Origin of the sequence: Oceanisphaera ostreae, assembly GCF_042676125.1 — a bacterium.
GTDB lineage: Bacteria > Pseudomonadota > Gammaproteobacteria > Enterobacterales > Aeromonadaceae > Oceanimonas > Oceanimonas ostreae.
In genome coordinates, this window is record NZ_JBHTJS010000002.1 from 178,719 (window position 1) to 203,557 (window position 24,839).

General features: G+C 48.4%; 15 protein-coding genes and 7 tRNA genes. 10 read left to right on the forward strand and 12 right to left on the reverse strand.

All coding sequences use genetic code 11. The annotated features are described in order from the left end of the window. Positions 1-138: 138 nt before the first annotated feature. Complete coding sequence (locus tag ACFQ1C_RS01210; protein ID WP_379556710.1) at positions 139-1,695, reverse strand: methyl-accepting chemotaxis protein; 1,557 nt, start codon at positions 1,693-1,695, stop codon at positions 139-141. Positions 1,696-1,989: 294 nt separating this feature from the next. Here ACFQ1C_RS01210 and ACFQ1C_RS01215 point away from each other — a divergent pair, with 294 nt between their 5' ends. The 3 genes from ACFQ1C_RS01215 to fabA all read left to right on the forward strand — a co-directional run bounded on the left by ACFQ1C_RS01215 (position 1,990) and on the right by fabA (position 5,599). Beyond that, positions 1,990-2,706, forward strand: a complete 717-nt coding sequence (locus ACFQ1C_RS01215) for a hypothetical protein (protein ID WP_379556711.1) — start codon at positions 1,990-1,992, stop codon at positions 2,704-2,706. A gap of 298 nt (positions 2,707-3,004) precedes the next feature. After that, positions 3,005-4,960 carry a Lon protease family protein gene (locus tag ACFQ1C_RS01220; protein ID WP_379556712.1) on the forward strand — a complete coding sequence of 652 codons (1,956 nt, stop codon included), beginning with the start codon at positions 3,005-3,007 and terminating at the stop codon, positions 4,958-4,960. A gap of 93 nt (positions 4,961-5,053) precedes the next feature. Continuing rightward, complete coding sequence (gene fabA, locus ACFQ1C_RS01225) at positions 5,054-5,599, forward strand: 3-hydroxyacyl-[acyl-carrier-protein] dehydratase FabA (protein WP_379556713.1); 546 nt, start codon at positions 5,054-5,056, stop codon at positions 5,597-5,599. Positions 5,600-5,674: 75 nt separating this feature from the next. Here the strand turns inward: fabA and rmf are convergent, their stop codons facing one another. The 4 genes from rmf to rlmKL all read right to left on the reverse strand — a co-directional run bounded on the left by rmf (position 5,675) and on the right by rlmKL (position 10,610). Beyond that, positions 5,675-5,851 carry a ribosome modulation factor gene (gene rmf / locus ACFQ1C_RS01230; RefSeq protein ID WP_379556714.1) on the reverse strand — a complete coding sequence of 59 codons (177 nt, stop codon included), beginning with the start codon at positions 5,849-5,851 and terminating at the stop codon, positions 5,675-5,677. A gap of 504 nt (positions 5,852-6,355) precedes the next feature. Further along, a complete protein-coding gene (uup, locus tag ACFQ1C_RS01235; protein ID WP_379556715.1) occupies positions 6,356-8,278 on the reverse strand; it encodes an ATP-binding cassette ATPase Uup in 1,923 nt (640 codons plus the stop codon). Then, complete coding sequence (locus tag ACFQ1C_RS01240) at positions 8,278-8,508, reverse strand: glutaredoxin family protein (protein ID WP_379556716.1); 231 nt, start codon at positions 8,506-8,508, stop codon at positions 8,278-8,280. The genes uup and ACFQ1C_RS01240 overlap by 1 nt, the downstream gene beginning before the upstream one ends. Before the next feature lie 2 nt (positions 8,509-8,510). Then, complete coding sequence (gene rlmKL / locus ACFQ1C_RS01245; RefSeq protein WP_379556717.1) at positions 8,511-10,610, reverse strand: bifunctional 23S rRNA (guanine(2069)-N(7))-methyltransferase RlmK/23S rRNA (guanine(2445)-N(2))-methyltransferase RlmL; 2,100 nt, start codon at positions 10,608-10,610, stop codon at positions 8,511-8,513. A 181-nt stretch (positions 10,611-10,791) separates the two neighbouring features. Here rlmKL and ACFQ1C_RS01250 point away from each other — a divergent pair. From ACFQ1C_RS01250 to ACFQ1C_RS01280, 7 genes are all read left to right on the forward strand, one after another. Then, a tRNA-Met gene (locus ACFQ1C_RS01250) sits at positions 10,792-10,868 on the forward strand. Positions 10,869-10,926: 58 nt separating this feature from the next. Then, a tRNA-Met gene (locus ACFQ1C_RS01255) sits at positions 10,927-11,003 on the forward strand. 61 nt (positions 11,004-11,064) lie between these two features. Next, a tRNA-Met gene (locus tag ACFQ1C_RS01260) sits at positions 11,065-11,141 on the forward strand. 65 nt (positions 11,142-11,206) lie between these two features. Next, positions 11,207-11,283, forward strand: a tRNA-Met gene (locus ACFQ1C_RS01265). A 58-nt stretch (positions 11,284-11,341) separates the two neighbouring features. Next, positions 11,342-11,418, forward strand: a tRNA-Met gene (locus ACFQ1C_RS01270). Positions 11,419-11,493: 75 nt separating this feature from the next. Continuing rightward, positions 11,494-11,570 (forward strand) — tRNA-Met (locus tag ACFQ1C_RS01275). A 78-nt stretch (positions 11,571-11,648) separates the two neighbouring features. Further along, positions 11,649-11,725: transfer RNA gene (locus tag ACFQ1C_RS01280), tRNA-Met, on the forward strand. A 242-nt stretch (positions 11,726-11,967) separates the two neighbouring features. Here the strand turns inward: ACFQ1C_RS01280 and ACFQ1C_RS01285 are convergent. The 7 genes from ACFQ1C_RS01285 to proQ form a co-directional block, all read right to left on the reverse strand. After that, complete coding sequence (locus ACFQ1C_RS01285; protein ID WP_379556718.1) at positions 11,968-12,504, reverse strand: cell division protein ZapC domain-containing protein; 537 nt, start codon at positions 12,502-12,504, stop codon at positions 11,968-11,970. Between the two features lie 112 nt (positions 12,505-12,616). Next, positions 12,617-13,624 (reverse strand): quinone-dependent dihydroorotate dehydrogenase, encoded by a 1,008-nt coding sequence (gene pyrD / locus ACFQ1C_RS01290; protein WP_379556719.1) that lies wholly within the window; start codon positions 13,622-13,624, stop codon positions 12,617-12,619. A gap of 62 nt (positions 13,625-13,686) precedes the next feature. After that, a complete protein-coding gene (locus ACFQ1C_RS01295) occupies positions 13,687-18,522 on the reverse strand; it encodes an NAD-glutamate dehydrogenase (protein WP_379556720.1) in 4,836 nt (1,611 codons plus the stop codon). A 758-nt stretch (positions 18,523-19,280) separates the two neighbouring features. After that, a complete protein-coding gene (locus ACFQ1C_RS01300) occupies positions 19,281-19,502 on the reverse strand; it encodes a DUF2835 family protein (RefSeq protein WP_379556721.1) in 222 nt (73 codons plus the stop codon). After that, a complete protein-coding gene (gene pepN, locus ACFQ1C_RS01305) occupies positions 19,502-22,108 on the reverse strand; it encodes an aminopeptidase N (RefSeq protein ID WP_379556722.1) in 2,607 nt (868 codons plus the stop codon). The genes ACFQ1C_RS01300 and pepN overlap by 1 nt, the downstream gene beginning before the upstream one ends. Positions 22,109-22,204: 96 nt before the next feature. Next, positions 22,205-24,211: a carboxy terminal-processing peptidase gene (prc, locus tag ACFQ1C_RS01310; protein WP_379556723.1), complete on the reverse strand. Its 2,007-nt coding sequence runs from the start codon at positions 24,209-24,211 to the stop codon at positions 22,205-22,207. 10 nt (positions 24,212-24,221) lie between these two features. Further along, positions 24,222-24,821: an RNA chaperone ProQ gene (gene proQ / locus ACFQ1C_RS01315; RefSeq protein WP_379556724.1), complete on the reverse strand. Its 600-nt coding sequence runs from the start codon at positions 24,819-24,821 to the stop codon at positions 24,222-24,224. Positions 24,822-24,839 lie beyond the last annotated feature (18 nt).

Genomic DNA, 24,839 nt, shown 5'->3' on the forward strand with positions numbered 1-24,839 from the left:
GTGTTTTGTATGCTAGCGCTGCTAGTCCCATCTCAGCGGGATTTAAAGCTATCCTGCTTCGCAGAATTACGCAGCTGAAGCAGCGGCTACAAAAGACGGACTTATCTTTAAAGTAAGGCGTATCACGTACAGCTATGTCTAGCCCTGTTTAAATCGTACCACCAGCTCGTGTAAGTCACCGGCAATGTTCTTTAGGTGCGAAAGTGAGGTAGAGGCCTTAGTGGCGCTGTCGGCACTGGAGTCCGCCAGTTCAGAAATGTTCACCACTTGGCGATTAATGTCCTCGGCTACATGCGCTTGCTGCTCTACTGCCGCCGCCATTTGCGTAGACATGTTAGCAATATTGCCCACCGCCTCAGAAATACCGTTCAGCATCACCCCACTTTCCACTACCCGCGCCACACCTTCTTCAGCATATACCGCCCCCTGATTAGCCACCGTAACGGCATTATTGGCGCGCGAGGTTAGCTCGTTCACAATACTGTAAATTTCTTGAGTGGACTCTTGAGTGCGCTTAGCCAAATTGCGCACTTCATCTGCCACCACGGCAAACCCACGACCCTGCTCACCGGCACGAGCCGCTTCAATGGCCGCATTAAGTGCGAGCAAGTTAGTTTGATCGGCAATTTGCTCAATCATTTGTGCCGCCTTGGCAATATTCTCGGTTTGTTCTGATACCGCCGACACCGATTGACTAATGTCGGTCACCGTATTGCGCAGTGTTTCAATGGACTGTTTCGTCACATCGGCAATCGCCGTACCTTGCGCGACTAAGCCGTTGGCAATATCAGCAGACGTCGCGGTGTCATTAACGTGTCGAGACACTTCGGCAATGGTAGTGGTCATCTCGTTCATGGCCGTAGCAACCTGCTGGGTTTCAGCCTGCTGGCATTCAATTTCTGCGCGGGAGCCCTGGGTTAAGGTAAAGCCGATATCAGTTTCGGTCGCCACATTTTTTGCCGCGTTTTCGATACGACTAATTACCGTTCCCAGATGAGCGACTTCACTCAGAATGGCGACTTTTAGCTTACCAATACCGCCTTTATCGTCGGTGTAACTTTGCACTGCTAATTCGTGAGAAAAGACATTTTTAAGCAGCCCATTCAATGAGGCAACGGAGGTCATTCTTACTTGATGTGCCCAAAAGGCATAAATAACCACGGCAGCCACCAACACGCCTTGAGCCACAGTGCTATATCCCGCCTGTAACAAGCCGCCCCAGCTGAGCAACGCCAGCAATAAAAACAGCTGATGAGGGACGATATTGAGACGTGGCTGCGTGTTTTTACCTTGTTGTATCTTGGCATAAAGGCGCTGGGTGCGAGCGATATCAGCCTTTTTGGGGCAAGATCGTACCGACTCATACCCAACAATTTCACCGTTAGCGGTCATGGGGGTGACATAGGCATCGACCCAATAAAAACCGCCATCTTTACAGCGGTTCTTAATCACGCCCATCCAGGGTTTACCCGCTTGAAGGTGTGACCACATAACCTTAAACGCCTCGGCAGGCATATCGGGGTGGCGTACTATATTGTGGGGCTGACCAAGTAACTCTTCGCGGGAAAAGCCGCTCATTTCTACAAAAGCATCATTACACTCGGTAATATTGCCACTTCTGTCGGTAACAGTAATTAGCTTTCCTTGGGTAACAAAAGCTTTTTCTCTGTTAGTAACAGGATGGTTCTTTCTCATAAGTCATGCCCTTAGTGGAACAGAGGCAAGCGCTTTAGTATAGAGTCTAAAATGGCTGATAACCGCTGTTCGGGTGGCACAAGCTAGATAAAGTCAATTAACCAACCGCTCTTGTCTAGCTTGCATATTATTTTGTCGCTATTTTCTTTATTATAACGGCAAGCATATTTAACATGCTCTGCTTTTTAGTTATATCGGCTAAATAGTTCCTTTATTTAGCGTTAACGTCAAAATTTGTACAATAAGTTAGCACTTTCACCCACCATTTAACTAAAAACCTCATGATGGAGCTGTATGAATATCACTATCTCGGTCAGTAATGCCTTGGCGCGCTGGCTATCATTATCTTTGCCGCGCATACCCAGTGCAGATGGTAAACGCATTGGCACCCAGCCGCTTAGCACCGGCTTTGACCGAGTTTCTTGGCAATGTCATTTATTAGAACATGGCAATGACCGCTTACAGCCCTATCACACCATTGTGGCCATGGAAGCCTATAGCCGCTATGTGATTTTTCTGCCCTTTATGGCACCACCCAGTCAAATTGAACTTGAGCAGGTGCTACTAGAGCGCTGGGGTAATGAAGCACTGCATTTAGCCGTAGACAGCGGGGCCATTACCGATGACGAACTACCACTGATGGTAGACGCCTTCACTCATCAGCATTGTCATACCCATTGGGTGAATAATTACGACGCCAGCATTAACGGTCATATTACCGATGCGCGAGCTTGGTTTATGCAAACGCTAGAGCAAGAAGGCCTTGCGTATTTAGAAGAAGAGCATTGCTATAGCTTGGCCATGCATATTAATCAGTTATACAAGAAGATCGGCACATCTAAAGCGCGCTTTCGACCTATGGTACGTTTATTAGACGACACCTTATTTCGCTTTGGTTCGGGCTTAGCCGCCACTGAATATCCCCAGACTAAGGTAGGCGACTTCCCCTGCCCTTATGCAGATATGCCCAGAGTCAATAACGTGGTGCAGTTGGCGGATTATCGGAGGTAAATACAGCTTTACGCCTTACGTTAAAGGCTACCTCGAAACCAATCGACCGTGTTGGTCTTTACCTACAGCGTAAGGCGTAGGCTTTTTTGTCTCTATTGGCCCATGTTCGCTCAGATAAGCTCACGGTTAATCGCGGAAATTTTTGATGACTCTGCGCAAGGATGCTCAAATAATCAGCATTCGAGGTGACTATTGCCCGTTAAAGCGGCTTTTTGACACATATTGGTCATCAAGCTGTCGACCCCAAGGCTGGCTGCAGTATACTGGCGGGAATTTACCAATGTTGATGAGTTTTTGAGTGCAGCCACTGAGTCCCGTCGAACTGAACCCTGTTTTTACTCTGCCCGATATTGCGACGCTTAACGAGGTACCACCCACCGCGTTTAGTACACTGCAAGCCCGTGCAGATTCCGCTTTTGCCACTTTGTCGGCATTAAACGCGGCGAATCCCATTTTATTACTAAATGGTTTTTGCGGCGTTGATTATGAAGAGCTGGTAGACAACCTGGTAAAAAAACACGCGAATCATGCCGACTTGTTTGACCTGTGTTATGCAGAAAATCTTAATCATCCGCAAAAGCCCATTTGGCTGAGGCTAAAAGCAGGCACCGGCCAAGTATTTTGTGAGCTGGTGGGCCAGTTGTTAGAATTATCGTCTCGCCATTTAGAAGCCGAGCACATTGTGCAGCGCATCTTAAAAAAGCAGGATAATGATAGCAAAATTGCCGACTACCTCTCCTTGCTATCTCAGCATGTTGCGGCAGGGCAAGGCTTTAGTCACCCGGTATTAATTAACTTGATGGTACATCGCCACGACACCACCATGCCGGTAGTGTATGCGCGCCAGTTCACCCCAGAGCAGCTATTTGGCGCCGTGCACTTTCAAACCGAGCAAGGGTCGGTATTTAGTCATCATCATCTGCTAGAGCCTGGATTGCTACATCAGGCTAATGGCGGCTATTTAATTGTGCCCATCGAAGAACTATTAGATCAGCCGCATCTTTGGTTTAGGCTTAAAAACGCCTTGGTCACCCGCCAAATTGAGTGGAGTCGCCCGGCTGACATGTCGGCGTTTTACTTTCAGCCTGAGCCGCCGCCGCTGGATATTCATTTGGTGTTGGTGGGAGATCGCATGGCGGTCGCTGAGCTGTATCTACTTGACCGCGAACTCGACACCTTAGCCTTTTTGCGCGCCGATATTGTTCCTGAATGGGATGTAAGCGCAGAATTGCCTCGTTACTTGGGCTTTTTGTCGTACTTACGGCAGAAAAACCGACTATTAGACATGGACATTAGTGCCATTGCCAGGCTGTGCCGTTATGCCTGTCGACTGACCGATCATCAACATAAGCTGTCTTTGGTTGAGGCCGAGTTAGTGGCCATGATGCAGTTAGCCGATGTAATTGCGCGGCGCGAACAATGCCCGCTAATTAGTGAGGTCCATGTCGCGCAAGCTCAGCAAGAGCAAGACTATCGCTTGAGCTTTTTAATTGAACAGTCAGATTTAGGCGTACGTGATGGCCAATATCTGCTGCAAACTCAAGGTAAAGAAGTTGGTCAAATTAACGGGCTGTCGGTATTGCAAATTACCGGTCATCCTTATGACTTTGGTGAGCCGGTACGCTTAACCGCCACCGTACATTTGGGTGATGGCGATGTGTCTGACATTGAGCGCAAAGCCGAGTTAGCCGGTCATATTCACGCCAAGGCGATGATGATTATTCAAGGCTACTTGGCCAATGTGTTTGGTGCTGAGCACCCTTCTCCATTATCAGCTACCTTAGTATTTGAACAGTCATACCATGAAATAGACGGCGACAGCGCCTCGCTCACCGGTTTATGCGCCCTGCTGTCGGCGCTGGCTAAAGAGCCGCTTTATCAACACTTTGCCGTAACTGGTGCAGTGGATCAGTTTGGTAACGTGCAGCCGGTGGGTGGCGTTAACGAGAAAATAGAAGGCTTTTACCGATTGTGTAAAATTCAGGGAATTACTGGCCAGCAAGGCATTATTTTGCCGGCCAGTAATCGACTGCAATTAAACCTCTCGGATGAAGTGGTCGCCGCCGTCGCGGCAGGAAGATTTCATATTCATCCCGTTACACATGTAACACAAGCCATAGAGCTGCTTACCGGCTGTGTGGCGGGTGATGTAGAGCAACCCGACACCTTGTTTGGCCGCATTAGAGATCGGCTTGATGACCTAAATGGTCATTCAATAGACACAGGTTTTTTACGGCGCTTGTTCCGACGCTAAAGTGATCGGACTTGTCTGGCGAACAACTGTTCGCTAAAGTGACGCCAATTTACACGCTAGGCTCAGGCCTGAACATAACGGAATAGTGAAAGTATGCCTTCACAAGATATCCCATCGCAGAAAGAATTGGGCAAACACGCCTTTACTAAAGAAGAGCTATTGGCTTGCAGCCAGGGTGAATTATTTGGCCCCGGTAACAGCCAGCTGCCTGCTCCTAACATGCTAATGATGGACCGCATCACCCACATTTGTGATGAAAGTGGCGAGCATGGCAAAGGCGAGATTATTGCCGAATTAGACATTAACCCAGACTTATGGTTTTTTGGTTGCCACTTTCCCGGTGACCCCGTCATGCCCGGTTGTTTAGGCTTAGATGCCATGTGGCAGCTAGTTGGCTTTTTCTTAGGTTGGAAAGGCGGACCAGGTAAAGGACGTGCTCTCGGTGTGGGTGAAGTGAAATTTACCGGCCAAATTCTGCCAACGGCTAAGAAAGTGACGTACAAGATTACGTTGAAGCGCGTTATTTGGCGTAAGCTGATCATGGGTATTGCCGATGGCACAGTAGAAGTAGATGGCCGCGTTATCTATGAAGCCAAAGATCTAAAAGTAGGTTTGTTTACTGATACCTCTAAGTTCTAACCTTTGGGTGAAGAGTGAAGAGTATTGGTAACAACTAAAAAGGCCCCGATTGCTCGGGGCCTTTTTTATTTGAATTTAGCGTATGAAGAGGCCTGAGCCTTTATCTTCCATGGCATCTCGCCATCCCCCTAACCAGTACCCTTTGGCATCAATGTCGGAATGGGGGCAATGTTCTCTAGATCGTCCACTGACGCCTGCTTGGTAACCGCGAGTACGCGCTCTTTCCAAACGGTCACGTTTTTGTCTCTTCATAGGTATAACCCTCATGTTTTAAACAAAGTGTGTAAACAAAAAGTATACAAAAGTGCTCAACAAAAAGTGCATGCGATGGTCTTACAAACTAGCTCATTCGCTAACCACCGCCCCTTATGGATAGTGCAATTAACAGTGAACATCAAGGCTAAACTTTAACCAAATACGCAAAGTTGCCGTTAATCCCTGATGATACAGCCCTTTTTTATTTATCAAATACGACGAAAATTGACGGAAGTAAGCCGTACGCTTTACGTCATACGCGATAAGTCAATGCCAAGCAGCGGTGCTTGTCGGCAAACACTCATTCTCATATCACACCAAGCACTAACACCTACTTTTGCCATGGAAGAACTCGGAACGCACAGAAAATAGTGATTAGATCTGAAAAGGAGTAGCTACTAAAAAAGATAAAAACAAGCAGCCAAAAAAACACCCCCGTGCTGAGCTTGGGGGTGTTTGGATTTTAGCTTTAGCTTACGGCTGATAGCTTACAGCGGTGTTCTAGCTTTGTGCTTCTAGCTCTTCCCAACGGGCAAACGCGGTTTCAAACTCGGCTTCCACGTCGGCTAGCTGCTGCAAGGTCGCTTGCGTCTTATCTTCGCTTTTGCTGAAGAATTCTGGCGCATTCACCGTTTTTTGCAACGACTCAATTTTTTGCTCTAGCTGCTCAAGCTTGGCGGGTAAACCGTTCAGCTCTTGCTGCACTTTGTAAGGTAATTTCTTGGTGCTTTTAGCCGCAGGGCTGCTAGCTTCAACCTTAGCGGTTGGCTGCTTGTCTGCGCCTTTAGCTTTGTTGCCAAGATCTGCTTTTTGAGCAGGCGCGCGATACGACAACTGATGCTGCATATCTTGATAACCACCTACAAACTCGCTGACCTTACCCTCGCCTTCAAATAACCAGCAATGGGTGGCGGTGTTATCAATAAAGTCACGGTCGTGACTTACCAACAACAAGGTGCCTTTGTAATCGGCCAGCAGTTCTTCCAGCAGCTCTAGGGTTTCTACATCCAAGTCGTTGGTTGGCTCATCGAGCACCAACAGGTTGCTGGACTTTAAAAACAGGCGCGCTAACAATAGGCGGTTTTTCTCGCCGCCCGACAACGCTTTTACCGGCGTACGAGCGCGCTTAGGTTCAAACAAAAAGTCTTGCAAATAACCCAGCACATGACGGCTGCGGCCATTCACTTCCACTTCTTGTTTACCTTCGGCCAAGTTGTCCATCACGGTGCGCTCAGGATCTAACTGCTCACGGTACTGGTCAAAATATGCCACTTCTAACTTGGTGCCGCATTTCAGCGTACCGGAGTCGGCTTCCAGTTTACCCAGCAATAGCTTAATGAGCGTACTCTTACCGCAACCGTTCGGACCCACCAGCGCAATTTTGTCACCACGCTGAATTAAGGTCGAGAAGTTGGTTAACAACTGATTGTTTTCGTAAGAGAAATTCAAGTTTTCAGCTTCAAACACAATCTTGCCAGAACGGCGTACGTCGTCCAGCGTCACATTAACCTTGCCGATACTTTCACGACGATCACCGCGCTCAACGCGTAATTCTTTAAGAGCACGCACTCGGCCTTCGTTACGCGTACGACGCGCCTTCACACCTTGGCGGATCCAGGCTTCTTCTTGAGCTAATCGCTTATCAAACAAGGCATTTTGCTCGCTTTCTACGCGCAGCGCTTCTTCTTTGTTTACCAAGTAATCGTCGTAGTTACCCGGCCAGCTAGATAGCTTGCCACGGTCGAGATCGACGATGCGGGTAGACATCTTACGAATAAAGGCACGGTCGTGACTGACGAAGACGATAGCGCCTTTAAAATCTAACAAAAAGTTTTCTAACCACGCAATGGCGTCAATGTCTAAGTGGTTGGTCGGCTCATCCAATAATAAGATTTCTGGGTCATTAGTGAGTGCGCGCGCTAAGGCTACTTTACGCAACCAACCACCAGACAAATCGTTTAAGCGGGTGTCGCCATCCAACTCTAACAAGGTCAAACTTTGATTAATGCGGGTTTCAAACTGCCAGCCGTCGGCCACTTCTACTTGTTCTTGCAGGCGCATCAACTCGTTCATTACTTTTTCTGAACAGTCGTGAGCCACCAGTTCTAACTGGTGATGGTACTTGGCAAGCAAGGCACCCGTTTCAGCTAAACCACCGGCCACATAGTCAAATACGGTTTGATCGTCGTCAACTTGAGGGGGATCTTGCTCCAATCGGGCAATATTAATGCCCTGTTGCAACTGACGGCGGCCGTCGTCTAACTGTAATTCGTTGGCAATCACCTTCATTAAGGTCGACTTGCCGGCACCATTACGGCCCACAATACAGACCCGCTCTCCGGCCTGAATATTAAATTCGATGCCATCTAATAACGGGGCATCACCAAACGCCAACTGGGCGTTTTGCAGGGTCAATAAACTCATTAAGTCACTCTACTAAATTCAAGAATGTCGGCAGCCGTAAACGGCCAATCCAGCTCACCGCCGTCGTTGCGGCGCAGCACCGGGATGCGTACCGCATAAGCGGCCAGCCACCGTTCGTCGTCAATAATATCTTTCAGCTGGGTGTGACTACTTAAACCGGTTTGTTCCAATAACTCCCATGCCTGTTCGCACAGGTGGCAACCATCGGTAGAAAACAGCGTTAGGCTCATGCTCAGCTCCAGCGAATTTCCCAGCAATTGTGAATATGCGGGTTACGCGCAAAGTCTTTGGGCAAACTGCCCTTGGTAATATCTTTTGCCACCAGGCCCAGTTCGGTCAGTCCGTCGAGGTCCATTTTGAAATGGCGTTTATTGTTAGAAAATATCACTACGCCATCATTGCGCAGTCGTTTGCTCAATAAGGTCAGCAGCTCTATATGGTCACGCTGTATATCAAACTCCGCGTCCATACGCTTAGAGTTAGAAAAGGTCGGTGGGTCGACGAAAATCAAATCGTAATCGTCACCCGGCTGACGTAGCCAGTTCATGCAATCCGCTTGAATAAACTGGTGTTGGCGACCCGTTAAGCCATTGAGATCCATGTTACGCTCGGCCCAACCTAAATAGGTTTTAGACATATCTACCGTAGTGGTAGATTTAGCGCCGCCCAAGCCGGCATGCACACTGGCACTGCCGGTGTAGGCAAATAGGTTAAGAAAATCTTTGCCCTTGGCCATTTCACCCAGTTGTTTACGAATGGGTCTGTGATCTAAAAATAGTCCGGTATCAAGGTAGTCGTGCAGGTTAACCAACAGCTGTGCATTATGTTCTTGCACCTCCATCCACTGTTCACGACGATCTAATTTTTCGTACTGCTCACGGCCTTGTTGGCGGGCACGTACTTTTAAGATGACCTTGCGCCCTTCTACACCCGTCACCGCCTGAGTGGCTTGCACTAAATCATAAAAGCGACCGCGCGCCTTATATTCAGGAATGGTTTTCGGTGCCGCGTACTCTTGGATCACAATGTAATCTTGATAACGGTCGATGGCGGCGTTGTACTCGGGCAAATCGGCATCGTATAAACGATAACAGTCAATCTGCTCTTTTTTAGCCCACTTCTCTAACACCTTGATATTTTTAGCCAAACGGTTAGCAAAGTCTTCGGCCAACGGACGTGCGACTTTTGCATCTTCGGCAATCAGGTAGTTACGCAGATCACACGCCAGCGCACCATTGAATAGCTTGTAGATTTTTTCATGGCGCAAACGCAAGCAACTTAGCAACTCGGGTGAGCTGGAGATAAGACTAACGTGCCAGCCTTTAAACTGTTCACGCAGTTTATCACCTAGTTGCTGGTGCAACCCTAATAAAGAAGGGAATTCACTTAAACGCTCACCGTAGGGCGGATTAGAAATAACCCAGCCCAATTCGGCAGCAGGATTGGTCAGCGTATCCACGCCCCCAGCTCTAAAGCGAATAAACGCGGCAACCCCTGCGGCCTGTGCGTTATCTTGCGCAAATGCCAATACGCGCTTGTCTTGGTCAAAACCATAAAGCTCGGTATTGCCTTGTTTCATACCACGAGTGGCACGCACCGTCGCTTCGGCGCTAATTTCTTGCCACAAGTCGCGGTTGTGGCCACACCACGCCATAAAGCCGAACCGCACGCGCAATAAACCGGGCGCATGATCGGCGGCCATTAATGCCGCTTCTATTAGTAAGGTGCCCGAACCACACATAGGGTCGACCAACGGCTTGGTAATATCCCAGCCACTGCGCAGTAAAATAGCCACCGCTAAGTTTTCTTTTAACGGTGCTTCACCAGCTTGCTGGCGATAACCACGCTGATGTAAGGCGGGGCCAGATAAGTCCACCGTAATGCTCAGCTGATTATTGCGCTTAAGGTGCGCCAAAATACGGATATCGGGAGCACGCTTGTCAACGTTCGGTCGTTCGCCCCAGCGTTTGGTTAAACGGTCAACGATAGCGTCTTTAATTTTTAGAGCGCCATACTGAGTATTGGTGATCGCCTCGTTGCCACCCGAAAAGTCTACCGCAAAGGTTTGACCTGGTTGAATATGCTGCTCCCATTCGATGTTGGCCGCCCCTAAATAGAGGTCCATGTCGGTGCGCATGGTGAACTCAACCAACTGCAACATAATACGTGACGCTAAACGCGACCACATACAGGCACGATAGGCTGTGGCCAGTTCTCCTTTAAAGGCCACACCGGCCACGGTTTCCTGAAGGTCAGTCGCCCCTAGGTTTTTTAGTTCATCGGTGAGTAAGGATTCCAGGCCCTTAGGGCAGGTAGCAAAAAACGGCAGCATAGTCAGGCTTGTCTAATAAAAAGAGGGCCACATTATACCCTAATCCTACGTAATACTGTAAAATTTGCCGCTTATTGTGCGTAAAACAATCAGCTTGCAGCATTAATATCCACACGGCATAAAGTTCTGTATAAGCACTTGCATTCAGTGAGCCAGATCTCTAATATGCACAGCCTGAGGACGCGGGATGGAGCAGTCTGGTAGCTCGTCGGGCTCATAACCCGAAGGTCGTCGGTTCGAATCCGGCTCCCGCAACCAACTCAGATAGTAGTAGAAATAAGTGCAGTAGAATAAAGCAGTGCGTTTAAGTAATGGACGCGGGATGGAGCAGTCTGGTAGCTCGTCGGGCTCATAACCCGAAGGTCGTCGGTTCGAATCCGGCTCCCGCAACCAACTTAAAGTAAAGAACTAGAATAAAGTAGTACCTATTAAGCAGTAGCGTTTAAGTAATGGACGCGGGATGGAGCAGTCTGGTAGCTCGTCGGGCTCATAACCCGAAGGTCGTCGGTTCGAATCCGGCTCCCGCAACCAACTTAGATTAAAGTAAGAACTAGAATAAAGCAGTACCTATTAAGTAGTAGCGTTTAAGTAACGGACGCGGGATGGAGCAGTCTGGTAGCTCGTCGGGCTCATAACCCGAAGGTCGTCGGTTCGAATCCGGCTCCCGCAACCAACTTAAATGAAAGCGTTAGAATAAAACTGAATGTAGTCGTGTAATATCAAGTTATTGGCGCGGGATGGAGCAGTCTGGTAGCTCGTCGGGCTCATAACCCGAAGGTCGTCGGTTCGAATCCGGCTCCCGCAACCACTTGATACGCAACAATATCCAGTGATAAGTAATCATAAAAAGCAGTAACATATAGCAATACCAGTAAGTAATGGACGCGGGATGGAGCAGTCTGGTAGCTCGTCGGGCTCATAACCCGAAGGTCGTTGGTTCGAATCCAGCTCCCGCAACCAACTTGGTCTGGCAGTTATATGCAGTAAAATCAGCATTAAGTCAAAGAAAAACGTTAAAGTAAGTATGTAAGTCATGGACGCGGGATGGAGCAGTCTGGTAGCTCGTCGGGCTCATAACCCGAAGGTCGTCGGTTCGAATCCGGCTCCCGCAACCAATTACATGACTATACACATCAATCAGCACACCAAGCACTCCCCTACCCTGTAATTTCTCTTCGATATACTTTAATACATCCAATTTAAAACTTAGCTTTTATCTCATTCATTTGAGTGAATTACTGCTGTCTGAAAATCAAGATCACGAACGTAGGAACGAAACTGCTTTTGGTCGAATATTCTTTACCTAAGTAAGGTGCCCCTACGTGTTCGTCTATAACTTAAAGCTGACGGCTATCTTCTAACCTACTCGACGAATTTCTTGTTCTTGATTGCTACAATCTAGGCTAATGATCCTATCGTTCATCACCTTAATCGCACTAAAGGTGGCAAACTGTTTGCTGTTGGACAGTAACGTATCACCGGACAATGAAATGCACACCGATGCCGACGGTGACGTTTCCACTACCATCAAGGTTAGCCACTCGGTAGAAATATCCAGTGCAATCAACTCGCCCAACTCAGGTTGATGATAATCAGCCTGAGGTTCAAAGAACCAGCTTTGTGGCATCAATGGTTTGTAAAAGCGGGCCACGGCCACCGCATTCAACGCGGCCTGTACTCGCTGCGCCGATGAGCTGATCGAGGTTAATTTATCGAGAAAGTTATAATATAGCCCGGTATCCTCTACCGAAAAGCACTGATTAAGTTCATCTGAGCACACCAACTGTTTCTTAAGATAGGGGCTACTAAATAGCATATCAGCCCCTAACTCCAGCATTAGGTGTCGATCTTCGCCCATAAACCAGCGCCACTGATCATTTGGTTGAAGTAACATCCAAGTCACACCTTATATTGATAAGTACATTACTATATATAGTATTTTACTCTAATGCCTTATCTTATATCGCATTTTGATAAATGAGCAAATCTTTATGCAAGCAATCTGCTTAAAGGTGCTGTGCCAACTGTTGAATAAGCGCAGGTCCGCGATAAATAAAGCCGGAATACACTTGTACCAGACTGGCACCCGCCGCCATTTTTTCACGACCCGCCGTTAACGAATCAATTCCGCCCACACCAATAATCGGTAAACGACCGTCTAAGCGACGGGATAATTCACTGATCACCAGCGTGCTCTTGTTTTGCACCGGACGCCCACTTAATCCGCCCATTTCATGGGCATGTGGCAAATCAAAAACCAGGTCTCTGTCTAGCGTGGTATTTGTGGCAATAACGCCATCTATTTCGTAACGCACCAGGCTATCTGCTACTTGCTCTATTTCAGCCATCGACAAATCAGGCGCAATTTTTACTAACAGCGGCACCTGCTTATTATGCAACACCGCCAGTTCAGCTTGCTTTTCTTTAAGCCCTGCCAACAAGTCATCCAGCGCATCACCATATTGTAGACTGCGCAGACCAGGAGTGTTGGGTGACGAGATGTTTACGGTGATATAACCGGCATGCGCGTAGGATTTTTCCATACAAATTAGGTAATCGTCTTTGCCCTGCTCTATTGGCGTGTCTTTATTTTTGCCAATATTGATGCCCAGCACACCCTGATAGCGAGACTGCTTCACGTTTTCAATTAAATAATCGATGCCGTTATTATTAAAGCCCATGCGATTAAGAATAGCGTCGGCTTCTTTAATGCGAAATAGACGTGGTTTTTCGTTACCATCTTGAGCAAGTGGGGTCACGGTGCCAATTTCAATAAAACCAAACCCCATGGCGGCAAAGGCATCAATGCAATCGCCGTTTTTATCGAGCCCGGCGGCTAAACCGACGGGGTTGTCAAAGGTGAGGCCCATCACTTCGACCGGATTCATTATTTTAGATCGGCGATATAAAGCGGCCAACGGACTATGTTGTGTTTTAGCCAGCCCCTTAATGGTCAGCTCATGGACATGTTCAGGATCGCATTGAAAAAGTAGAGGTTTAACCAAAGAATACACGTAATTTGTCCTTATAAAAAAGCCCCAGTCATGGCTGGGGCTTTTGTGTGTACACCGTTATATTAAACGGCGTTCATACAATTAAGATGGAGCAAGTTCAGTTCGCGCAGGGCCACCGAAAACTGAGCAAATTCATGATTGCTCGATACTTTAAACTCAGCCAGCAAGTGACGCCAGCGATTCAGCAATTGCTTATGCTCATCAAGCCACTGGTCGAGCATACTAGCGCATTCACCCTGTGCTTTACAGTTTTTAAGCACCACGGCGGTAAGGCTGCGCTGCTGATAATCCAGATCCTCTCTAAAGGCCGAACGTGCAAGTGCTTGCCAGTGATTATTAACCGCTTGACGATTAATTTGCTCTAAAAACCAGTGCAACTCAAGCTCATGCCCTAAGTGGAAGTACAGCTCGGCCACCATACTAATGTTGCGGTCTTGCTCGGTCGCCACTTGTGCCAAGTCCAGTGCCGAGAAGAGGCTGCTCATGTGCGTCACTCGTTCTGCGACAGAGGTTGGCACATTTTTCGCTTCTAACGCCGCCACTTCCTGCTTAATAACGTTGGCTTCAGCGTCCACCAGTGACGAATATAAATGCTCAGACACAGCCGTATAAGCGGGTTTAAATTGTGCAATACTTTGCTCGATGCTTAAGCTGCGGTTGCGTGAGCGCAAGAACCAACGGGTCGCTCGACGCACCATGCGACGTACCTGATAAAACATATCCAACTGAACCGTGGCCGGCACTTGGTTATCCAATGCTTCTATATCACGCAATAGTGTGTCCATGCTAAACACGTCGCGCGCAATCATAAAGCTAATGGCAATATCACAAATACTGGCGCCGGTTTCATCTTGCAGCCGGTTGGCAAAGTTAAAGCCCATGTCGTTGACCATAAGATTGGCTAAACGAGTGGCAATAATTTCATTGCGTAATGGGTGACTCACAAGTGCATCACCAAACTCAGCAACCAACTTTTCTGGCATGCTCATTGGCAGCAAACGCGCAATATAGTCGTTGTCGGTTAGCTCAGGAATATTGAGCATGTCTTTCAACACCATTTTGCCGTAAGCCATCAAAATAGCTAATTCAGGCCGCGTTAAACCACGGCCTGCCGCCATGCGTTCGGCAATTTCTTCGTCACTGGGCAAATATTCTAATTGACGATTCAGTTTACCTTCGCGCTCTAGCCACTGAATAAAGTGTTGATGCTCTTTGAGTGGGCTAGCACCACGGTGCTCGGTAATTGAAATGGTTTGCGACTGACGATAAGCGTTGGTAAGCACAATATCGGTGACTGATTCTGTCATGTCGTACAGTAACTGGTTGCGGTGCTTCATGGTCAACTCACCTTTGTCGACCAACGAGTTAAGCAAAATTTTAATGTTAACTTCGTTGTCTGAGCAGTCAACACCGCCCACGTTATCGATAAAGTCTGCGTTAATACGCCCGCCAGTACTCGCATATTCAATACGACCGAGTTGCGTACAACCCAAGTTACCGCCCTCACCCACAATACGGCAACGCAGCTCGCCACCGTTGACCCGCACCGAATCGTTCGCGCGGTCGCCTACGTCGCTGTCACTTTCCCGAGCCGACTTCACATACGTACCAATACCGCCATTCCAGATAAGATCCACTTTGGCCATTAACAAGTGACGGATCACTTCTGTGGGGGTCAGGGTATTTTGTTCGGTATCCAGCAGCGTTTTCATTTGGGGGCTAAGGGGAATCGACTTGGCCGAACGCTCAAACACGCCGCCGCCTTCTGAGATAATGCTGGCGTCAAAATCGGCCCAGCTTAAGCCCGGAGTGTTAAATAAACGCTCGCGTTCTGTGTAGCTGCTCGCCGCATCTGGGTTGGGGTCAATAAAAATATGCAGGTGGTTAAACGCACCCACTAACCGCGTGTGCGCTGAGCGCAGCATGCCGTTCCCAAACACATCGCCGCCCATGTCACCAATCCCCACCACCGTAAACTCAGTCGTTTGGCAATCAATGTCGAGCTCTCGGAAGTGGCGCTTTACTGACTCCCAACCACCGCGCGCGGTAATGCCCATTTTCTTATGGTCATAACCCACAGAGCCACCTGAGGCAAAGGCATCCCCTAACCAGTGGCCAAATTCTGCACTAATTTCGTTGGCAATATCAGAGAAGGTCGCCGTGCCCTTATCTGCGGCAACCACCAAGTAATAATCGTCTTCATCGTGGCGTATCACGTCTTTGGCTGGGATCACTTGGCCATCAATAATGTTATCGGTGACATCTAACAACGCACGAATAAACAACCGGTAACAGTTTTTACCCTCTTCCAAGAAGGCGGCCCGATCACCTTCAGGCAGCTGCTTACAGACAAAACCGCCCTTGGCCCCTACTGGAACAATAACGGTATTTTTAACCTGCTGTGCTTTAACTAAGCCCAGCACTTCGGTACGAAAATCTTCACGACGGTCAGACCAGCGCAATCCACCGCGCGCCACTTTACCCCAGCGTAAATGCACCCCTTCTACCCGAGGTGAGTAAACAAAAATTTCAAATTTAGGCAGTGGTAGTGGCATGTCGCTAATCGTTTCAGGTGCCAGCTTAAACGAAATATACGACTTATCTGTGCCATCGCTCGCCACTTGATAGAAGTTAGTGCGTATGGTGGCTTCGATCATTTCCATATAACGACGAATAATACGGTCGTCATCTAGATTGGCTACCTTATCTAGCTCACCAATTAGCTGCTGGTGCAATGTGTGTTGCTGTTCAGCATCTTGCTTAATGGTCAGCGAAAAGCGCTGTTCGAATAAGTTAAATAGCTGCGTGGCCAGTTGCGGATAACGAGACAAGGTGTCTTCTATATAACGCTGTCCAAAGGTAACCCCGGTTTGGCGCATATATTTGGCATAGGCACGCAGCACACTCACTTCACGCCCGGTCATGTCGGTGGCCAAAACCAAGCGGTTAAAGCCGTCATTTTCGAGGTCGTTATTCCATACCTTGGCAAATGCCTGTTGAAAGCGCTGCTGGCTGTGCTCTAAATTCAGTGGTGCGCCGGTGTAATACATGGAAAAATCGAGCACCCAAAAGGTTTCTCCGCCACATGCTATTTTATGGGGAGTCTCACCTATTACCCGCAACCCCATGTTTTCGAGCATGGGGAGTACATCGGATAAATGAATCGGCTCGGCCCGGTGATACAGCTTGAGTCGTACTCGATTTGAGTCGCGCTGCTCTTCTTGGGCGCGATAAAACAGCATGCCAAGCGGTTTGTTATCACTCAGCTCTTCCAGTTTTTCGATATCGGCCACCGCAGAGCCGGGCATAACGCTGTCGGTATAAGCGCGAGGAAAGGCATGCTCGTATTTGCCGGACAAGCGCTTGCCTTCGGCCTCGCCGAAACTCACGGTTAACGACTGTGCCAGTTTATCTTCCCAGCTGCGAGCCGCTTCAATCAAGTTTGCCTGAATTTCGTTCACATCAATATCCACTGCGTTGTTTGCTACCCGAATTAAATAATGGGTACGGGCCAATACGCCTTCAGAAAAATAGGTGGTGAATTCCACTTCTTCTTCCGAACCAAAATAACGTTGCAAAATACCCTGAGTTTTTTCCCGCAGCGCAGTGTTGTAACGCTCTTTGGTGACATACACCATGCAGGAGAAAAAGCGCCCAAAGACATCACGGCGCACAAACAGCCGCGTTTGATCGCGCTCTTGCATGCCCAGCACACCCATGCCGATGTCTGTCAGCTCTTTTTCGGTGGCCTGAATCAATTCATCTCGAGGATAGGTTTCCAGAATATTCAGCAGTGCTTTATAAGCATGAGAGCCCGGCTCCAGATCTGAGCCACTCAGAATACGCTTCAACTTGGCGCCAATCAGTGGAATATCCATGGCGCTAGTATTATAGATATTGGAAGCGTACAGGCCGATAAACCGATCTTCGCCCACCACATTTCCTTGCTCGTCGAAGCGTTTGATACCGATATAATCGATATAAGACGGACGGTGCACCCGCGACTTGTGGTTGGTTTTGGTTAGGATCAGAATATCATTGTTTAATGCCGCTTCACGGGCTGTGCTGGTCATGCTGCTGAGTTTAAGGGCTTCGCCCTGCTGAATATTACGCAGCAAACCTAAACTGGTGTCGAGCTCGGGTACCAGCTCATAATCATCTTTCACCGCTTGCAAGTGATAACGGCGATAACCCATTAGGGTAAACTTGTGATCGGCCATCCAATTTAAAAAGTCCAGCGTCTCTTGCAAGCTCTCTGGATTCGCGTCTTTGGCCTGTTTAGGCAGAGCTTCAATAATGCTGTTTAGCCGCTCGACCATGGGCTGCCAGTCACCCACCATTTGCAGCACTTCATCAACCACAGATTGCAGTTCTTCAGCTAGCTGATTGCGTGTATCGGCTTGAGGTAAACGGTCTATTTCAATCAGAAAAGCGGTTTCTGCGCTGCACCCTGGCATAGGGTCGGTATTGGCCAGTATTTGCTGTAATTGGCCCTGCTTATTGCGTACCAGATGCATGGGTTGATGGAGCATGAGATGCGAGGTGATGCCCATGCGCGTGAGTACCATGCGAATTGAGTCGACTAAAAACGGGGCATCTTTGGTAATAAGCTCGACGATGGTGTGCGGTGACTGCCAGCCATGACGCGCAAGTTCGGGATTATATACTCGAACATGTGGGCTGCTTTCGCTATGCGTTTCAAAGGCATTCCACAGGCTGATTGCGGCACCATACAGATCGCTGTCGTTACGGTGGTGTAAATCGTGATGGGTAATGCCGCTGTATAACTTGCTGACGAAGGCATTAACCAGACCTGCGGTTTTTTCAGGAAACTTTTCCGTCACCAATTGGTTGACGTTTTCGAGTAATACGGACCTTGCTGCGTCTTTAAATATCATGGTGTTATTTTCCTCGGATACAGGCAATGACCACGGGGGCTCTAGCCCCTACAGGATTAAGTCAGTGTAAGCCCGCCCTATTTTGAATGCGAGAAAAGCTGCAGAAAATGATGCCAAAGTATCGACTCGATCACTGCTGAGCAGAATATAGTCGCTGCCTTAAGTTTTTCTTACCGAAGAATATTTCATGCCAAAATGAATAATTTACCGATTGTTTTGAATAGTTATCTATTAGAAATTATCTTGGGCATAACAATGGCTTTAATAATACCAATCGCACTAAATAAGCAGTCTGCCTTTACTTCCTATAAAGGTCGGATAAACGGCCTACTCCACCGACACGCTGCAAGCACATCCATGTGGCGCTCAAACACATGACATCCTTGTCATGTGATGGTCGGTGGAGCAGTGCCCTTCATCCTCTCTTAACTCCCTCAGGTGACTGATGACGTTGTCTACAGGCAACTCGATGCTTGCAAAGAGGTAACGGAGATCGCCTCCCACGACCGTGAAATGCCAAGGACGGCATTTCCCGAGCCCCCATGGATGGGTTTATGGCGCGTCGTGGGAGGTGGCTCTGTTGCCTCTAACACTCCAAGCTTTAAAATAGATCAAATATTTAGTGGGATTGGTATAAAACAATGCCTTCGGCACAACCATGGCGCAACGCAATAAATAAAATAAAAAGCCTGTGTCGATAATACGACACAGGCTTAATAATGAGCCGTTTAATTATTAAGCGGCTGTTATTTTTAATTTTATGACAATCGGCTAAGTCGATGTAATTGCTGCTCGGGAGTTAGCTCAATCTCAAAACGACCATTTAAGCCATCATGCCCAACAAAGGGGCGAAAATGGTGTAAAGAGACCTGTAGCCGCACCCCTTGTTCGGTAATCACCGACAAGGCGGCGGTGCGGCCTTGATAATATTGCAGTAGCTGCGCGCGCGAGATGGCAAGACGAAAGCGCAGCTGTCTCATTATGCTAGTGCCTTGCTGATTTTTTCAAACAAATCTCGCGACAAGTCTGGCAATGCCATTAATTGCTGCAAACGTGCTTTAATCTGTTGCTGGCGCGCATCATCTAAGCGAGCAAACTGGATCAGAGGGGTTATCAAACGCGAAGCCACCTGGGGGTTGCTCAGGTTTAACTGAGTTAATACCGACACCAACAAGTCATAACCTGCCCCATCTAGCCGATGAAACTGCAACGGATTGCCCATAATAAAGGCTCCCACCACGGCACGCACTCGGTTGGGGTTATTCAAGCTAAAGGTAGGGTGCGTCATGAGTTGCTGAATACGCGCAACGGTATCATCGCCCGGCGCCGTGGCTTGCAGGCGGAACCAATTATCCAGTACCAATCCATCTTGCTGCCACTTACCTTCAAAATCAGCCAATAAGGCGCCGGCCTCGGTTAGTTCGGCGCGCACAGCAGCCTTCATGGCGGCTAAGGTGTCGGTCATGTTGTCGGCAGTTTGGTACTGTTGTTGTACTAAGCCCGCCTCATTCGCCAGCGCCAAATAACTCAGCGCCACATTCTTGATGGCACGCTTAGCAATGTCTGGGTGAGCAATGCTGTACTGTGGCGTTCGATTGTGCTCATAAGCATGCAACCATAATGGCTGCAAAGCCACGGCTAACTCTTTATGTAACTGCGCGTGCACTTGGCCTAGCAGGTCTATATCCACCTGCTCAAACAACTCTAATAAGCTGCCAATATCAGGCAACATGAGCATTTGTGCCTGCAGGGCTTTATCTAGTGTCTCGTCTTCTAATGTGGCGCGAAACACATCTAATAGTGGTCTTGGCACCACTACCGGTTGTTGGCGCTGCAGCTGCGATACATTGTCGCGCACCGCTTTATTAATCAGCATTTGCACCGCATCCCAGCGTACAAACTCATCAATGCTGTGCTTAGCGAGTAATGTAAGCTGCTCGTCGCTGTAGGGGTAATCTAGCTTCACCGGGGCCGAAAAGCTTTGCAGTAAGGCAGGAGTGGGCTTTGACGGCACCTGGTCTAACACGAAGCGCTGCTCGGCTTCCAGCACATCCAGTACTGGCCCTACTATTTGGCCGTCCATAGTCAAGGTTAACGGCTCTCCTTGCGCGCTATACAGCGCCACACTGAGTGGAATATGCAGCGGCAGCTTTTGTGGCTGGCCCGGTGTGGTGGGGGTAAATTGTTGCACCGTTAGGGTATAGCGCTGCTGCACGGCGTCATACTCGTCGGTAACGGTTAGCACCGGTGTACCCGCCTGACTGTACCAACGGGTAAAGCGAGTTAGGTCACGCCCACTGGCTTCACTCATGGCCGCTACAAAGTCATCACAGGTAGCCGCTTGGCCATCAAAGCGTTGTAAATAGAGTGCCAGTCCGCGCTGAAATGCCTGCTCACCCAATAGAGTATGCAGCATGCGGATCACTTCTGAGCCCTTTTCGTATACGGTAACGGTATAGAAATTGTTCATTTCTATCACTGCATCCGGGCGAATAGGATGGGCCATGGGCCCGGCATCTTCGGCAAACTGAGCGCCGCGCATCATACGCACATTTTGAATACGGTTAACGGTGCGCGAGCCTAAATCTGAAGAAAACTCCTGATCGCGAAACACCGTGAGCCCTTCTTTCAATGACAGCTGAAACCAGTCACGACAGGTGACTCGGTTACCGGTCCAGTTATGAAAGTACTCGTGACCGATCACCCGCTCAACATCTAAATAATCGCTATCGGTAGCGGTGTGGGGGTCGGCCAATACAAACTTGGCGTTAAAGACGTTTAGGCCTTTATTTTCCATGGCGCCCATATTGAAGAAGTCCACCGCCACTATCATGTAAATGTCGAGATCGTACTCTAAATGGCAGCGCTGCTCATCCCACGCCATCGACGCTTTTAGGCTGTCCATGGCATGTCCTGCGCGATGCAAGTTACCTTGGTCAACAAAGATTTCTAGCGCCACTTCTCGACCACTGACGGTGGTGTAGCTGTCACGCAGTACATCAAAATTGCCCGCAACCAGGGCAAATAAATACGCCGGCTTAGGGAAAGGGTCTTGCCACTGCACCCAATGTCGACCGTCGTCGAGGTTACCCTGATCGATGCGGTTACCATTAGATAATAAATAAGGATAGGCGGTGGCATCAGCGGTAATGCGGGTGCTAAAGCGTGCTAACACATCGGGCCGGTCCAAGTAGTACGTAATGCGGCGAAAGCCCTGGGCTTCACACTGTGTGCAAAAGGCCGAACCCGACTTATATAAACCTTCTAGAGCGGTATTCGCTTGCGGATCGAGCTGGGTTTTTATGGTTAATACAAACACTTCCGGCAGCTGCGACAAAATCAAACTGTTCTCGGTTTGCTGATATTGAGTAATGTCTACGCCATTGACCGCCACTTGTAACAAGTTAAGTTGCTCACCATCTAGCACCAATGGCTCGTCATGCTCGCCATTGCGCCGCACCCGACTAATGGCCACCACTTCGGTCGCATTTTCGTGCAGCTGAATATCTAAATCGAGCGTATCAATCCAGTAATGAGGTGGCTGATAGTCTTCGCGATATTGTACTTGGGGTTTTATTTGGGTCATGGCGGAGATCTCGTTAACGTCGTAGGAAGGGCTTTAAAGTAGCAAGGGCTTTAAATAAAAAGCCCAGTTGGCAAGGTGCCAACTGGGCAGAGGGGATCAGCCAAGCAGTCGGGTAAGGTCTGCGGTAATGCGCGCCGCTTCTTCCAGATAGCTGTCTTCGGGCTCAAAGTCTTTGGGGATATCATCCAACGACTTTACCGTGTCTAATCCGGCACGGCGCAATCGGTCATTCAAGCGGGCTAGCGCTTTGGCGTCTTGTTCTTCCATTTCAGCTTTGCGGGTCGCCAAATTCAGCGAGACCGAGTCTTTTTCTTTTAGTTTTTTGTACTCTTTAATGTCTTCAAATACATAAACAAACTCAGGGTCTTGCTCTATTCTTGCTTGGTGACGCTGACGTAGCTCGCCCACAAAGGGCGTTAAGTCATGGATAGAGCTGAAATTTAAGCTGTCTATCTGATCCCAAGGCAGTGCGTTCTTTTCTAGGCTTTCACCGGTTTCGTCGGCCACAATGGGCGTTGGAAATGGAATATCCGGCTTTACGCCTTTATTTTGGGTACTGCCGCCATTAATACGGTAGAACTTGGCAATGGTAAATTGCACAAATCCCATGGGATTCTCATGTAAGTCGTAAATACGCGACAAGCTACGATGCTGTTGCACCGTGCCCTTACCAAAGGTGTTTTCACCCAAGATAACGGCACGGCCGTAGTCTTTTAAGGCAGCAGCAAAAATCTCGGAGGCCGAAGCAGAATAACGGTCTACTAGCACCGTCATTGGGCCATCGTAGGCAATAAGGTTATCTTCATCACCATTCACCGAAATACGGCCTAAGCCATCGCGAATTTGTACCACAGGGCCACTGTTAATAAACAACCCAGTTAGAGAAGAAGCTTCGGTTAACGCACCACCACCATTGCCACGTAAGTCGATAACCAAGCCATCAATGCGCTCTTTTTTCAGCTTATCAATTTCTTTGGTTACATCCGCACTCAAGTTGACATAAAAACTCGGAATTTCAATTACCCCGATATTTTTATCACCCACTTCAATGACTTTACCGTTAGCGGCTCGGTCTTCAAGCCGTACCGTGTCTCGGGTCAGCTCAATCACTTTAGGCGTGGCGGTGGCCGCTTTGCCCCGCTGAATTTGTAGCCATACTCGCGTGCCTTTACGGCCCTTGATTAGCTCTACTACTTCATCTAAGCGCCAGCCAATAACATCAATGACCTTATCAGCATCTTGGCCCACACCAATAATGTGATCTTCTGGCTGTAGCTCACCGGACTTGGCCGCTGGACCACCCGGCACTAAAGAGCGGATTACCGTGTAGTCATCTTCTGCCTGCAGTACCGCGCCAATGCCCTCTAGGGACAAATTCATTTCGGTTTCGAAACGCTCAGCATTACGGGGGCTTAAATAACTGGTATGCGGCTCTATAGTTCGAGCAAACGCATTGGCAAAGCTTTGAAACGCATCTTCACTTTCACTTTGAACGAGGCGTTTAATGGCATTGTTATAGCGCTTACCTAGGGTTTCGCTAATTTCATCCCAGTTTTTATCGGTAAGCGCCAAGCTGAGTGCATCGTACTTCACTCTTTGGTACCAAAGCTTATCTAGCTCGTTTTGATCGGTGGGCCAGGCGGCCTCACGCCGATCAAACTGATATTTTTCGTTCCCCTCAAAGGTCATAGGGGTGTCGAGTAATGACAGCGCATAAACTAAACGCTGATAACGCAGCCGTAGGCTCTCGTTATACATATCAAAGGCAACATCAAGCCGACCCGCCTTAAGAGAATCATCAAAACTATCTTGATGACGCTTAAAACGATTAATGTCGGCCTGTGTAAAAATGTTTTTCCCATAATCTAAACTATCGACAAAACGCTCGAATATTAGCTCAGAAAATGCATCACCTAATTGAAACTGGCGATAATGAGAACGGGTAAACAGCGCGGTAATCCGCTTGCTGGCAGCCGAATGCTGACTTTCAGGTGCCAAAATAGGAATGGCGGAGGCATCGGTAGTTGGCGGTACCGCCCAAGCAATACCTGCCGCCATTATACCTGCAGCGACCAAGGACAAACGAATTCCGTGACTGATCAAACCCTACTCCTTAAAGAATAAGATGCTCGAATTTAACACGCACTGACATCCCAGTTTTTAATTCAACCTGAACGTCATCGCGAGTAATTTCTTTAATAGTAGCGGCTACCGGCGACTTACCCAGTAATACTTTTACATCTTGTGCCACAACTAAGGTCGTGGGGTCTACCTTGCGATATTCAACCGGTGCAGGCGCTTCGGTCGGCACTTGAGCTTTAGGCTTATGCTCCGCCTTAGGCTTGGCTTTTTTAGCAGCAGGCTTCTCTTTGCGTGCACCAAAGACTTTCTCTTTGCTTTCTTTTAGTGCCCCTTTGGCATGATCAACATGCTCTTGGGTCAATTCGCCACAGGCTTCACCATCGAGGTCTACTCGGCTTTGTCCCGCTTTTAAGCCATGCAGATACCGCCAGCTAGAAGTGTATTGGCGCAATGCCGTACGCAATAAGGTTTTAGATACCTTAGGGTCTTCACCCAAACGAGCAGCTAAGTCCTGAAAAATACCAATTTTCAGCGGCTTGGCTTCACCTGTTGGAATAAAGCACTGAGGGAAGCGTTCGGCCAGATAGGCAATGACTTCTTTACTGTTTTTCAATTTTTCCGAGTTTTCCATGAAATACCTTGGTTTAAG